Below are 14,229 nucleotides of genomic sequence, written 5' to 3'. Positions count from 1 at the left end.
GGCCGCCCCGGCTGGATTTCCGNCTTGCATTGCCCGACCCTCGACCCGGGCGTGCAGGGCTTCCTGGACCGCGTGACGGAGGCCGGGTTGTCGCCCTATGGCCGCCACGCCCCCGCCGCCCGGCAGGATATCGTCCGGGACTTGCAGGAAGAGGCGGTCCCCCTGGGCAGCCCCGTCAGCCGCATCCTGGTGCCGGACACGGACGGCGGCGATCCCATCCCCGTGCGTATCGCCCTGCCGCCGGACGTTTCACCGCCCGTGCCGGTGCTGTTCCACCTGCATGGCGGGCACTGGGCTTTCGGCGGCTGGCCCAGCCACGGAACGGCGGCGGCCCTGCTGGCCCACGCCTGCGGTGCCGCCCTGGTGTTCGTGGAATACGGCCTGGCGCCCCTGGTGCCCGCCGTCCAGGCCCTGCGGCAGGCCAGCACCGCGCTGCACTGGACCCTGTGCCACGGGGGGGAGCACGGCCTGGACACGGGCCGCCTGGCCATCGCCGGTGACGGGACCGGCGGCGCCATGGCCTGCCTGTTGGCGGCGGCCCCCGCCCACCGCAACCGGCTGCAGGCGCAGGTGCTGTTCCATCCGGTGGTCGGCCCCGCCACGGAATCCGCCGCGTCGGCTTGGCTGGACGCGGAAGACGCGCGCGCCCTGGCCAGCCAGGCCTTTCCCTACCAGGCGCCCTGGGCCGGCCTGTCGCCCCTGGACCTGCCGCTGGAACACCTGCGCCGCCTGCCGCCCACCGTGGTCTTGACGGCGGAGGCGGACCCCGCCCGCGAGGGCGGCGAGGCGCTGGCCCGTCGGCTGATGGCGGCGGAGGTGGAGACCACGGCCCTGCGCCTGATGGGCACCATTCCTGATTTCTTCTGGCTGGACGGCCTGGCGGAGACGGCCCCCACCCTGGCCGCCCAGGCCGTGGCCCGCCGCGCGCTGGCCGCCGCCCTGTACCGCTAGCCGACCACGCTGGAGACCTGGCCCATGGCGACCACCATCCCCTCCCTGCGCGTCCTGCTGACCCTGGCCGGCAACTACTGCACCGGACCGGGCGGCGGCGCCCTGCTGCTGGCCCAGCTGGATTGGCTGGTGCTGCGCCTGACGACGCGCCCCCTTCCCCAGCCGCGCTGGCGCCGCACCTGGCGGGCGCCCCATGCCGAGGTCGGCATCGGGAACTGAAAGCGCCCCGCTCCGTTTGGTTCCGGCCATCGCGGCATCAGGCCCAACGGTGGCTCCTTGGCCGGCAAATGTTCAAAGCATCTTCGCGACCGACAAGAAGGACCGGCGGCCTGGGGGAATAATCACCCCGGATCCACGCGCAAGCGATGGATCGCCGACCGGCCAACACCATCCCGATCGAGGTGTCCCCATGTCCATCACCGTCGCCGATCAATTCATCGCCACCCTGGCCGCCGCCGGGGTCAAACGCATCTATGGGGTCGTGGGCGACAGCCTGAACGGCCTGACCGACGCCGTGCGCCGCCGAGGTGACATCGCCTGGATCCCCGTGCGCCATGAGGAGGTGGCGGCCTTCGCCGCCAGCGCCGACGCCCACCTGACCGGCAGCATCGCCGTTTGCGCCGGCAGCTGTGGCCCGGGCAACCTGCACCTGATCAACGGTCTGTTCGATTGCCACCGCTCGCGCGTGCCGGTGCTGGCCATCGCCGCCCACATCCCTTCGCCCGAGATCGGCTCCGGCTATTTCCAGGAGACCCACCCCCAGGACCTGTTCCGGGAGTGCAGCCATTATTGCGAGCTGGTGTCCGATCCGGCGCAGATGCCCCGCACCCTGGAGATCGCCATCCGTACCGCCATCGGCCAGCAGGGCGTGTCGGTGGTCGTCATCCCGGGCGACGTCGCCCTGAGGGAAGCGGCGGCCGGGCCGGCGCCCAAGCCCGCCGGACTGGTGCCCCATCCGCCTGTGGTGGTGCCGGCGGAGGCGGAACTGGACGCGCTGGCCGCCCTGGTGAACGACGCGGACCGCATCACCCTGCTCTGCGGCTCCGGCTGCGCGGGGGCCCATGACGCGGTGGTGGCGTTGGCGGAAGCGCTGAAGGCGCCCATCGTCCATGCCCTGAAGGGCAAGGAGCACGTGGAGTATGACAACCCCTATGACGTGGGCATGACCGGCCTGATCGGCTTTTCCTCCGGCTACTACGCCATGAAGGATACCGACCTGCTGCTGATGCTGGGCACGGACTTCCCCTACCGCCAGTTCTATCCCGAGGGCGCCGGCGTGCGGACGGCCCAGATCGACATCCGCCCGGGACAGCTGGGCCGCCGCACGGCGCTGGATTTGGGCGTGGTGGGCGATGTCGGCGCCACCGTGCGCGCCCTGCTGCCCCGCCTGGCGGCCAGGATGGACGGCGCCCATCTGGACCAGGCCGTGCGCCACTACCGCCGCACCCGCCAGGACCTGGACGCGCTGGCCGCACCCGACGCCGGCAACCGCGTGATCCACCCGCAGCAGGTGGCCAAGGCCATCAGCGACCTGGCCGATGACGATGCCGTGTTCACCTTTGACGTCGGCCTGCCCACGGTATGGGCCGCCCGGTATCTGGCCATGAACGGCCGGCGGCGCCTTGTGGGCTCGCTCTGGCACGGCTCCATGGCCAACGCCATGCCCATGGCCCTGGGCGCCCAGGCGGCCTTTCCCGGGCGCCAGGTCATCTCCCTGTCCGGCGACGGCGGCTTCACCATGCTGATGGGCGACCTGCTGACCTTCAAGCAGCAGGGGCTGCCGGCAAAGATCATCGTCTTCAACAATGGCGCCCTGGGCTTCATCGAGGTGGAGCAGAAGTCGACCGGCTTCCTGCCCTTCGGCACCACGCTGGAGAATCCCAACTTCGCCGCGCTGGCCGAGGCGGTGGGCATCAAAGGCATACGCCTGGAGGTCCCCCATGAGGTGGAGCCCGGCCTGCGCGAGGCCTTCGCCCACGACGGGCCTGTGCTGGTCGACGCCGTGGTGGCGCGGACCGAACTGCCCATTCCGCCCGCCATCAACCTCCAGATGGCCAAGGGCTTCACCCTGTACATGCTGAAGGCGGTGATGAGCGGCCGGGGGGACGAACTGGTCGATCTGGCCCGCACCAACCTGTGGCGCTGACCGGACGGGCGACTTAGGGCGGGGCGAACTGGGGCGGGAAGACCGGCTGATTTCCCGCCCCGCTGGTGGTAAAGGAAAATCTCCGTCATGGGTACCGCGCCATCCGAAAGGAGGAACCATGCCTCATGTGATCGTGAAACTCTACGCCGGGCAGCCTGATGAGAAAAAGGCCGCCCTGGCCGAGGCCCTGGCCCAGGCCGTCATCGCGGTGCTGGGATCGCGCGAGGGGGCGGTTTCCGTGGGCATCGAGGATGTGGCGCCAGCGGACTGGGCGGAAGCGGTCTACCGCCCCGACATCGTCGACAAGGCGGAAAGCCTCTTCAGGAAGCCTGACTACGACCCGTTTAAAGCCCGCTGACGCGGTGCATCTTGGATAACTTGGATAAGGCTGGGATCAACGGACGACGCCACCACACCATCGTTCAATGCCATGGGCCGGCGGCCTGTGGCACCTTGGCCCCGGCCAGGACGCCTGTCCCGGCGCAGGAGGCAGCCCCATGCATGAACGCCTTGATCCCGAGGACGCGGCTTTTCCGGCCCTGAACAAGCCCGGCTTCGTTCGTGTCCGCGGCGCGCGGGAACACAATCTGAAGAACGTCGACGTGGACATCCCGCGCGACGCGCTGGTGGTGTTCACCGGCGTCTCCGGCTCCGGCAAATCATCCCTGGCCTTCAGCACCCTGTATGCCGAGGCGCAGCGCCGCTACCTGGAATCCGTCTCCCCCTACGCCCGCCGGCTGTTCCACCAGATGAGCGTGCCGGACGTGGACGCCATCGAGGGCCTGCCGCCGGCCGTGGCCCTGCAACAGCAGCGCGGGTCGCCCACCGCCCGTTCCTCCGTCGGCAGCGTCACCACCCTGTCCAACCTGTTGCGCATGCTCTATTCCCGCGCCGGCGACTATCCGCCGGGGCAGCCGCACCTGGAGGCGGAGGCCTTCTCCGCCAACACACCCGAAGGCGCCTGCCCCACCTGCCATGGCCTGGGCCGGGTGCATGAGGTGACGGAGGCGTCCATGGTGCCGGACCCGTCGCTGACCATCCGGGAGCGGGCGGTGGCCGCCTGGCCCACCGCCTGGGGCGGGCAGAACCTGCGCGACATCCTGGTCACGCTGGGCATCGACGTCGACACGCCGTGGCGCGACCTGCCCAAGGAAACGCGCGACTGGATCCTGTTCACCGACGAACAGCCGGAGGTGCCGGTCTATCCCGGCTTCACCCCCGCCCAGACGCGCGAGGCCGTCCGCCGCAAGCTGGAGCCGAACTACATGGGCACCTTCTCCAGCGCCCGGCGTCACATCATGCACAGCTTCGCCACCACGCAGAGCGCCATGATGAAGAAGCGCGCGGCCAGCTTCATGGTCAGCAGCCCTTGCCCCATCTGCGGCGGCAAGCGGCTGCGGCGCGACGCCCTGTCGGTGACATTCGAGAGCGTGGACATCGCGGACATGGGCCGCCTGCCGCTGAAGCGCATCGCCGGGATCTTCGCCCCTTACACCGACGAAGGCTCCAACCGGCTGGCGTCGTTGCGCCGGACCCGGCCGGAGACGGCCATCGTCATCACCCGCATCGCCGCCGACCTGTGCCGCCGCCTGGCCGTCCTGCTAGACCTGGGCCTGGGTTACCTGACGCTGGAGCGCGGCACCCCCACCCTGTCGCCGGGGGAGTTGCAGCGCCTGCGTCTGGCGACCCAGGTGGTCTCCAACCTGTTCGGCGTCGTCTATGTGATGGACGAGCCATCGGCCGGCCTGCACCCGGCCGACACCCAGGCGCTGCTGCGTGCGCTGGACGGGCTGAAGGAGGTGGGCAATTCCCTGTTCGTGGTCGAGCATGACCTGGACGTGGTGCGCCACGCCGACTGGATCGTCGATGTCGGCCCCGCCGCTGGCGAGGGCGGCGGCCAGGTGCTCTACAGCGGCCCGCCACAGGGGTTGCGGCGGGCGGCGGCATCAAAGACGGCCCGCCACCTGTTCGCCGAAGACCAGGGCCAACCCCGGCCCCGGCGGGAGCCCCAGGGCTGGCTGCGGCTGGCGGGTGTCATCCGCAACAACCTGAACGGCCTGGACTGCGCCTTTCCCCTGGGTGTCATGACCACGGTCACCGGCATCTCCGGCTCCGGCAAGTCCAGCCTGGTCAGCCAGGCCCTGGTGGAACTGGTGGGGCGGGCGCTGGGCGCGCCGGTGGCGGTGGAGGAGGAACCGGCGGACGCCGAGGCGATGCTGGAGCAGGAACCGGCGGCGGCGACCGAGGGGCGGATCGACGGCAGCCTGGGCGGCATCAAGCGCTTGATCCAGGTGGACCAGAAGCCCATCGGCCGCACGCCCCGTTCCAACCTCGCCACCTACACCGGCCTGCTGGACCATGTGCGGGCCCTGTTCGCCGCCACACCGGAATCCCGCCGCCGGCGCTACGACGCCGGCCGGTTCTCCTTCAACGTGGCCAAGGGCCGCTGCCCCCGCTGTGAGGGGGAGGGCTTCGTCATGGTGGAGCTGCTGTTCCTGCCCAGCGTCTACGCCCCCTGCCCGGTCTGTCACGGCAGCCGTTACAACGCCGAGACGCTGGAGATCATCTACCAAGGCAAGACCATCGCCGACGTGCTGGGCCTGACGGTGGCGGCGGCGTGGGACTTCTTCGCCGACGTGCCCGCCGTCCACCGCTCGCTGACGGTGCTGCGCGAGGTGGGGCTGGACTACCTGCGCCTGGGCCAGCCGGCGACCGAGTTTTCCGGCGGGGAGGCGCAGCGCATCAAACTGGCGACGGAGCTGCAACGGGCGCAACGCGGCGGGGCCCTGTACGTGCTGGACGAACCCACCACCGGTCTGCACCCATCGGACGTGGAGCGGCTGGTGGCGCAGCTGGACGCCCTGGTCGCCGCCGGCAACACCGTGGTGGTGGTGGACCACGATATGAGCGTGGCGGCCGCTGGCGACTGGGTCATCGACATTGGCCCCGGCGCCGGCGACGAAGGCGGCCGGATGGTGGCCAGCGGCCGGCCGGAGATTGTGGCGGCATCCCCGGACAGCCGGACGGCCCCGTACCTGCGACCTTTCCTGTCACGGGGATAGGGAACCCTTGCGCGCCATCGCCAGCCGGATAAAAAGGCGCGGAATTCCCGCCCCTGGATCCGGACGCCGATGGTCGCCCTACCCTGGATAGCCCCCTGGGTCGCCCCCTGGGTCGCCCTGGCCCTCGCCACGGCCGCCGCCTGGACCGACCGCTTCCGCCATGCCGCTGTGGGCCTTATGGTCGTGGGCTATGGCGCGGCGGCCCTGGACGGGCGGCTGGACTGGCCGGCCACGCTGGCGTTCGCGACACTCGCGGCGGCGGCCTGGGCGGTAGGGCCGAACCGCCCGCCGCTGGCCCGCCAACTGGGACACGGGCTGTTCCTGGCGATGGCCGTCGCGCTTTCCGCCCACCTCTGGCCCGGCTTCCATAACCCGCGCGTCATGGGGCCGGCGCGCCTCACCCCGGACGCGGTCCCCTTCACCCTGTACCTGAACCTGGACAAGCCGCTGGTGGGCCTGTGGCTGCTGATGGTGATGCCCGGGATCCGGAACCGGCAATCGATGCGGACGGCCCTGGCCGCCGGCGCCTTCGCCTGGCTGGGGGCGGCAACCACCTGCCTGGCCGCCGCCCTGGCGCTGGGCACCGTCACCTGGGCGCCCAAATGGCCCATGGATGGTGGTGTCTGGCTGGTGGACAACGTGCTTTTCGTGGCGGTGGCGGAGGAGGCCTTGTTCCGCGGCTATGTCCAGGGCGGCCTGGCGCGGCTTTTCAGCCGCTGGCCCTGGGGCGAAAACGCGGCCCTTCTATCCGCCGCCGCCCTGTTCGGCCTGGCCCATGTGGGCGGTGGCGGACAGTGGGTGGTCCTGGGCGGCATCGCCGGCATCGGCTACGGCCTGGCCTATCGCCAGGGCGGCCTGCCAGCGGCGATCCTGGCCCATGTCGGCCTGAACGCCACCCATTTCGTGTTGTTCACCTACCCCATGCTCCAAGGCGCGCGATAAGCCGGCCGGTGGCCCGCCCTGAATGTGAAGCGGGGGCGGCCCCTACGAGCGGGATGCGATCATGCGTGATCGCATCCCGCTCGTAACCTGTTCATGATAGGGCGGACCGCCCCCGCTTTGCGTCACCCGATACCGTCAGGCCAACGATCAGAAGTCCCAGCTGGCGCGCAGCACGCCGCCGTGGCTCTGGTAGTCGTGGCGGTATTCGCCGTTGTACTCCAGGCGCAGGCTGAAGTTCTCCGTGTGCTGCAGGGTGGCGCCCAGGTTGACCGCCAGGCCGTCGGTGTTGACCCGGCCGGTGGTGCTGGCGAACGCCACCCCCGCCAGCACGCCGGTGGTGGGGATGGGCGCATCGCGGAAGTCGTGCACCCACGCCACCCGCAGGTCCGGGGAGAGCTTGCCGAACAGGGTGTCCAGCTCGGTATCCACCTTCACGCCCAGCTCCTGCGTCACTGCGTTGGTGCCCAGCGTGTCCACCTTCAGGTTGGCCGGACCCGCGTCGCGTTCCTGGTAGTCGTGGTTCACCAGGCGCACGAAGCGCAGGCTGTACTGCGGCGTGAATGTGAACGCCCCCTGCCTGGGCAGCTCGTAGCCCACCGTCACCTTGCCCAGGTACTGTTCGCCACCATAGTTGGCGTTGGCGCGGGCGCCCAGGAACTGGATGGCGCGCCGCTGGTCGAAGTGGTTGTAGCCGAAGCCCAGCTGGCCTTCGACCGACAGCTTCTGGTCCGCCCATTCCGGCCGGTAGACGCTGTAGGCCGTCAGCTGGTAGCTGCCCACCCGCGTGGTGCTGCCCGCCATCACCCCCTGGCCCACCGAGGCGCTGTTGATCCAGCTGAAGGCCAGGCCCGCCATCACCTCGTCGCTGGCGAACCAGTCGGCGCCCAGCACCAGGCCGGCGCTGCTGGCCCGGTAACCCGCGGCCTCCGTCGTCGTGCCGCGCAGCACGCCCGCCCCCACGATCTCGCCCCAGATCACGCCCTCGCGGCCCGCCGAGCCGGCCGCCATGCCCTTGCTGGATCCATCCATCAGGCTGGCCACCGTCTCCTGGTGCTGGCTGATGGCCGTGGTGGTCGGCGTCACCGATGCCGCCGTCAGCTGCGGCGTCAGCTGGCTGGGTGACAGCTGCGCCACCGCCACCTGCTTGGCCTCCGGCGTCAGCGTGGCCAGCGGCGCCAGCACCTGCTGGGTGAACGCCGCCACCGCCGCGTTGCTGGTGATGCTGGTGGAGGCCAGCGCCGCGATCTGGTCCAGCGCCGCGCCGGTACCCACCGCCGCGCCGCCCTGGGCGTTGCCCACCGCCGTGTAATTGGTCGCCGTGCCCGCCACCGTCACCACCAGGTCGGTGTTGGACCCCACCGTCACCACGTTACTGGTCACCGTGTAGCCGGTGGCGGCGAAGTTCACGCCGCTGAGGCTCAGGCCGTTGCCGGCGCCGGCGATGGTGTAGGTGCCGGCCTGCAGGGCGCCCGCACCGCTGCCCACACCCTGCAGGGTGATGGTGCCGCCGGTGAAGGCGGCGCTGCCGCTGATCACCAGGTTGCCGTAGCTGGTGGGCGAGGTCACCCCCACCACCAGGCCGCCCGCCGACTGGCTGTAGCTGCCGGTGATGTTGATGGCGCTGGTCACCAGCAGGGTGGCCCCGCTGTTGAACACCGTGTGGCTGCCGACATTGATATTGTCATTCAGCAGCTGGGCCCCGCCGACGAAGCGGACGTTGGACAGGGTGTTGCTGATGGTGCCGACGGCGCCGTTGGCCCCGCTCAGCGTGCCTGGGCTGGCGGTGCTGCCACCGGTGATGATCAGGTCGCCGCTGGACAGGTTGGTGATGGCGCCCCGGATGACTCCGCTGTTGGCCAGGGTGCCCAGGGTACCCGTGGCGGCGATGTAGAGTGCCGTCGGGTTGGCGAGCGTGCCGGCGACGTTCAGGGTGTCGTAGGACGCCCCGATGTAGTCGTTGGCCGCCACGCCCAGCAGGTTGGACCCGCTGGTCACCCCGTTGGCCGTCAGCCCGGTGATGCCGCTGGTGACCGTGGCGCCTGAGTAGTTGGAGCCGGTACCACCCTGGATCAGCAGCACACTGTCGCCGACGATGTAGTTGCCGATGGCGCTGACCCCGGCGTTGACCACGCCGCCCGTGACAACGGCCGCACCACTGACCGCCAGCGCATGGCCGTTGGCCGCCAGCGTGCCCGACGACTGGGCGTAATTGCCGGTGACGGCCACGTCGCTGGCCAGGGCGATGTTCGCCCCGGCATTGCTGACCGTGTGGCTGGCCACATTGATCGCATCGCCCAGGCTGATGGCGCCCGACGCGAAGATGACGTTCGCCCCGGTGTTGCTGATGGTGCCGCCGGTGAAGCGGCCCACGGTGCCGTTGCCACCGCCATTGATCGTCAGGTCGCGGGCCGACTGGTTGACCACGTTGCCGACGATGGTGCCGGTGTTGGCCAGGCTGCCCAGCGTGCCGGTGCTGGCGATGTACAGCGCCGTGGCGCCGCCGGCGGTATTGGCCAGGGTGCCGGTGACCGCCAGGCTGTTCAGGCTGGCGCCGATGTAGTCGTTGCCGGCCACCGCCAGGAGGCTGGTCCCGCTGGTGCGGCCGGTGGCGTCCAGGCCGGTCAGGCCGCTGGTCACCGTGGCCCCGGCATAGCTGGACCCCACACCGCCCTGGATCATGGTCACGCTGTCGCCGACGAGGTAGTTGCCCACCCCGCTGATCCCGGCGCTGACCGTGCCGCCGCTGATGCTGGCCGGGCCGCTGACCGTCAGCACATGGCCCGACACGTTCAGGCTGCCCGCACTCTGGGTGTAGGTCCCGGTGACCGCCACGTCGTTGGCCAGCGCGATGGCGGCCCCGATGTTGGCCACCGTGTGGCTGGCCACGTTGATGGCGTCGCCCAGGCTGATCGCGCCCGAGGCGAATATGACGTTCGCCCCGGTGTTGCTGATGGTGCCGCCGGTGAACGCGCCGACGGTGCCATTCGACCCGCCGATGATGGTGAGATCGCGGGCGCCCATGTTGGTGACGTTGCCGCTGACCACGCCGCTGTTGGCCAGCGCCCCCAGGGTACCGGTGCGGGCGATGTACAGCGCCGTGGCCCCGCCCGCCGTGTTGACCAGGGTGCCGGTGACGCTCAGCGTGCCGAAGCTGGCACCGATGTAGTCGTTGCCGGCCACCGCCTGCAGGTTGGACCCGCTGGCGGCGCCCAAGGCGTCCAGGCCGGTCAGCCCGCTGACCACCGTGGCCCCGGTGTAGGTCGAGCCATTGCCGCCCCGGATCAGGGTCACGGCGTCACCCACCAGTAGTTGGCGGCCCCGGCGAGACCGGCGTTGACCACGCCGCCCATGACCTGGGCCGCGCCACTGACCGACAGCACGTGGCCACTGACGGAGAGCGTGCCCGCCGTCTGGCTGTAGGCGCCGCTGATGCTGATGTCGCTGGCGAGCGCGATGCTGGCCCCGGTGTTGCTGACCGTGTGGCCGCTGGCATCGATGGCGTCGCCCAGGCCGACCGCACCCGACGCGAAGGTCAGGTTCGACAGGCTGTTGCGGATGGTGCCGCCGCTGAAGCTGCCCACGGTCCCATTGCTGCCGCCAGTGATGACCAGGTCATGGGCGCTGGCGTTGACCACGTCGCCGATGATGGCCCCGCTATTGGCCAAGGTGCCCAAGGACCCGCTGCTGGTGATCATCACCGCCGTGGCCGCGTTGATCGTGCCGGTGTTGGTCAGCGTGCCCAGGGTGCCGCTGACATAGTCGCTGAGCAGGGTCAGCAGCAGGTCGGTGGCGCTGCCGTTGGCGGCACTGCCCAGCGTGGCGCTAAAGCCGGTGGCCGCCGCCGCCAGGTTGGTGGTGGTCAGCGTCCCGCCGACCTCGGCGATGGTGTAGCTCTGGCCCGCGATCAGGTTGCTGCCCGACAGCGCCGTCACCGCCACCGTGCCGCCGGTGAAGCTGGCATCGCCGCTGACCAGCAGCTCACCCGCCCCGCTGCCACCCACGCCCATGGCCAGTGTACCGTCGGTCTGGGCGTAGTTGCCCGTCACGCTGATGGCACTGGTCAGCAGCACGTTGGCGCCGCTGTTCACCAGGGTGCCGGTGGTGCCGACGACGACGTTGTCGTTCAGCAGCAGATTGCCGCTGGCAAGATTCACGTTGGCCAGCGTGCTGGTCAAGGTACCCAGGCCCGACACACCCGTCAGCGTGCCGACCGTCGTGCCGCTGCCGCCGGTGAAGACCAGGGCGTTGGCGCTGGTGTTGACGATGCTGCCGGCGATCGTGCCGCTGTTGGCAATCGTGCCCAGGCTGCCACTGTTGTAGAGGGCGGTGACGCCACTGATGGTGCCGCTGTTGCTGAGTGCACCGATGGTGCCGCTGTTGCGCAGGCCCCGGCCGCTGACCGTATCCGTGGCGCTGATGACCCCGCTGTTGTCCAGCGACGCGATGGTGCCGCTATTGTACAGGCCGTAGGCCACGCTGCTGATGGTGCCGCCCTGGTTGATGACGGCGCCGATGCTGCCCTGGTTGTTCAGACCGGCGGCGTTGACCTCCGGCGCGTCCTTCAGCAGCCCGGTGTTCACCACCGTGCCGATGACGCCCTGGTTCCACAGGCCCACCTGGCCCGTGGCCGTGCCGCTGTTGGCCACCAGGCCGATGCTGCCGCGGTTGCGGATGCCGTAGAACTCGCCATCCAGCAGGCCACTGTTGCTGAGGGTGCCGATGCTGCCGGTGGTGGCGATGTAGGCCGCCGTCAGCACGCCGCTGATCGTCCCGGTGTTGTTCAGCGTGCCCAGCGTGCCGCCGATGTAGTCATTCACCGCCGCCAGCACCAGGTCCACGTTGGCCCCGACGGTCTGCGTCCCCGTCGCCACCGTCATGCCGGTGATGCCGGAGGTGATGTCCACCCCGGTGTAGCTGGACCCGGCACCGCCCTGCACCAGGATCACCCCGGTGCTGCCGCCCACCACGTAGTTGCCGCCGGTGTCGATGTTGGTGCTGACCACCCCGCCGCTGATGCTGGCCACCCCGCTGACCACCGCCGAGTACGTCCCCAGCGCCAGCGTGCCGCTCGCCTGGCTGTAGTTGCCGGTGATGCTGAGCGTATTGGCCAGCGACAGGCTGGCGCCGTCGTTAACCACCGTGTGGCCGCCGACGTTGATGGCGTCACCCACCACCTGCGACCCGCCGGCGAACACCACGTTGGCCGAGGTGTTGCTGATCGTGCCGCCCGACAGCGTGCCGCCCGTGCCGGCGATCACCAGATCGCCTGTGGACAGGTTGACGATGTTGCCCTGGATGGTGCCGCTGTTGGCCACCGTGCCCAGCGTGCCGCTGTTGTACAGCGCCGTCACGCCCGACAGCAGGCCGGCATTGGCCAGCAGCGCGAGGGTGCCGCTGTTGCGGATGCCCAGGTCGCTGCCCGTGATGGCGCCGCCCTGGGCCATCAGCGTGCCCAGCACGCCGCTGTTGTCGATGCCGATGCTGCCCGAGACCAGCCCGATGTTGACGAACAGACCCACCGCGCCGGTGTTGCTAACGCCGCTGGTGGCGCCGGTCATGGTGCCGGCGTTGCCCAGGGCCAGGAGGGTGCCCCGGTTGTCCACGGCGGCACCCGTGGTGCCGAGGATGGTGCCATAGCTGACCAGCGTGCCCAAGCTACCCTGGTTGAGCACGCCGACACCGCCCGTCATCACCCCCAGCGTACCGACGTTGCCGTTCACGATGGAGGTGATGGAACCCAGGTTGATCAGCGCCGCCGTGGCGCCCTGCAGCACGCCGCTGTTGCTGAGCGAGCCCAGGGTACCCGTCGCCGCCACGTACACGGCGTTGTTCGCGCTGATGGTGCCCGTGTTGGCCAGCGTCCCCAGCGTGCCGCCGACATAGTCGTTGGCGCCCGCCAGGTACAGGCTGTTGCCGCCCACCGAGCCCGTCACCTCCATCCCCGTCACGTCGCTGGTGTAGCTGAGCCCGGTGTAGCTGGAGCCGGCGCCGCCACTGACCAGCGCGACCGTGTCGCCCACGCCCGCCAGCAGGTTCATCGTGCCCGGCACGCCCGTCGCCGCGATGGTGCCGCCCGTCAGCACCGCAGCCCCGCTGACCGCCAGCTGGCCGCCGCCGTAGACCACGCCCAGGGTGCCCGCCGACTGGCTGTAGTTGCCCGTCACGGTGATGATGGTGCTGAGCCGCACGCTGGCCCCGCTGTTGGACAGCGTGCCCGAACCGCCCAGGTTGACCTGGTCGTTCAGCCACAGATTGCCCGACGCCAGCACCAGATCGGCGCCCGTGCTGGTGATCGTGCCCACGCTGTTGACGGTGCCGCTCAACGTGCCCGTCAGGCTGCCCACGATCTCACCGGCACCGCCGGTGAGGGTCAGCGCGTTGGCGCTGGTGTTGATGATGCTGCCCGCGATCACGCCGCTGTTGGCGATCAGGCCGATGGTGCCGCTGTTGCGCAGCGCCACCGGGCTGGTGATCGTGCCCATGTTGGTCAGCACGCCGATGGAGCCGGTGTTGTTCAGCGCGGCGGCCGCAACCGATGGGGCGTCCTGCAGCAGGCCGGTGTTGAACACCGTGCCGATGGCGCCCTGGTTGTACAGGCCCACAAGGCCGGTGGCCGTGCCGCTGTTGTCCACCATGCCAACGGTGCCTAGGTTGCGGATGCCATAGCGCGCACCGGACAGCAGGCCGCTGTTGGCCAAGGTGCCCAGGCTGCCCGTGGTGGCGATGTAGGCCGCCGTCACCACGTTGCCGATGGTACCGGTGTTGCCCAGGCTGCCCAGCGTGCCGCCGATGTAGTCGTTGGACGCGTCGACCACCAGGTCGACGTTGGAACCGACCGTCTGCGTCCCGGCGGCGATGGTCAGGCCGGTGACGTTCGAGGTCAGGCTGACCCCGGTGTAGCTGGAGCCCGCACCGCCCTGCACCAGGATCACCCCGGTGCTGCCGCCCACCACGTAGTTGCTGGTGGAGGAGACGCTGGCGCTGATGGTGCCGCCGGTGATGGCCGCAACCCCGCTGACCACCGCCGACAGCGTACCCAGCGCCAGCGTGCCCGACGCCTGGCTGTAGTTGCCGGTGATGCTGAGCGTGCTCGCCAGGCTGAGGCTGGCGCCATCGTTGACCACCGTG

General features: G+C 70.2%; 8 protein-coding genes. 6 read left to right on the top strand and 2 right to left on the bottom strand.

The window, feature by feature from the left end; all coding sequences use genetic code 11:
* From I55_RS18655 to I55_RS18630, 6 genes are all read left to right on the top strand, one after another.
* Positions 1-951, top strand: a 951-nt coding sequence (locus I55_RS18655; protein WP_148293830.1) for an alpha/beta hydrolase fold domain-containing protein, incomplete at its 5' end; no start/stop codon positions are given.
* Positions 952-975: 24 nt separating this feature from the next.
* On the top strand, positions 976-1,170 hold the full coding sequence (locus tag I55_RS18650; protein WP_044562089.1) for a hypothetical protein: 195 nt from the start codon (positions 976-978) through the stop codon (positions 1,168-1,170).
* 190 nt (positions 1,171-1,360) lie between these two features.
* Positions 1,361-3,097, top strand: a complete 1,737-nt coding sequence (gene poxB, locus I55_RS18645) for a ubiquinone-dependent pyruvate dehydrogenase (protein WP_044562088.1) — start codon at positions 1,361-1,363, stop codon at positions 3,095-3,097.
* A gap of 118 nt (positions 3,098-3,215) precedes the next feature.
* Complete coding sequence (locus I55_RS18640; RefSeq protein WP_044562087.1) at positions 3,216-3,455, top strand: tautomerase family protein; 240 nt, start codon at positions 3,216-3,218, stop codon at positions 3,453-3,455.
* A 139-nt stretch (positions 3,456-3,594) separates the two neighbouring features.
* Entirely contained in the window at positions 3,595-6,159 is a 2,565-nt protein-coding gene (locus tag I55_RS18635) for an excinuclease ABC subunit UvrA (RefSeq protein ID WP_044562086.1), read from the top strand.
* A 69-nt stretch (positions 6,160-6,228) separates the two neighbouring features.
* Positions 6,229-7,101, top strand: coding sequence for a CPBP family intramembrane glutamic endopeptidase (locus I55_RS18630; RefSeq protein ID WP_044562085.1), 873 nt, complete (start codon positions 6,229-6,231; stop codon positions 7,099-7,101).
* A 147-nt stretch (positions 7,102-7,248) separates the two neighbouring features.
* On the opposite strand, the gene I55_RS38545 is transcribed toward I55_RS18630, so the two are convergent.
* Together I55_RS38545 and I55_RS37195 are read right to left on the bottom strand one after the other, a co-directional pair.
* Positions 7,249-10,392 carry an autotransporter domain-containing protein gene (locus I55_RS38545; RefSeq protein ID WP_044562084.1) on the bottom strand — a complete coding sequence of 1,048 codons (3,144 nt, stop codon included), beginning with the start codon at positions 10,390-10,392 and terminating at the stop codon, positions 7,249-7,251.
* A partial coding sequence (locus I55_RS37195) for a hypothetical protein (protein WP_044562083.1) occupies positions 10,389-14,229 on the bottom strand: 3,841 nt, incomplete at its 5' end. The genes I55_RS38545 and I55_RS37195, both read right to left, overlap by 4 nt.

Source organism: Azospirillum sp. B4 (assembly GCF_000333275.1).
In the GTDB taxonomy this organism is placed as follows: domain Bacteria; phylum Pseudomonadota; class Alphaproteobacteria; order Azospirillales; family Azospirillaceae; genus Nitrospirillum.
Note: the sequence above shows the minus strand (reverse complement) of the source record. Positions and strands in the feature narration are given on the sequence as shown.

Excerpts from the sequence above, each read along its gene's own strand:
- I55_RS18650 (WP_044562089.1), top strand. The coding sequence starts at position 976 with ATGGCGACCACCATCCCCTCCCTGCGCGTCCTGCTGACCCTGGCCGGC.
- poxB (WP_044562088.1), top strand. The coding sequence starts at position 1,361 with ATGTCCATCACCGTCGCCGATCAATTCATCGCCACCCTGGCCGCCGCC.
- I55_RS18640 (WP_044562087.1), top strand. The coding sequence starts at position 3,216 with ATGCCTCATGTGATCGTGAAACTCTACGCCGGGCAGCCTGATGAGAAA.
- I55_RS18635 (WP_044562086.1), top strand. The coding sequence starts at position 3,595 with ATGCATGAACGCCTTGATCCCGAGGACGCGGCTTTTCCGGCCCTGAAC.
- I55_RS18630 (WP_044562085.1), top strand. The coding sequence starts at position 6,229 with ATGGTCGCCCTACCCTGGATAGCCCCCTGGGTCGCCCCCTGGGTCGCC.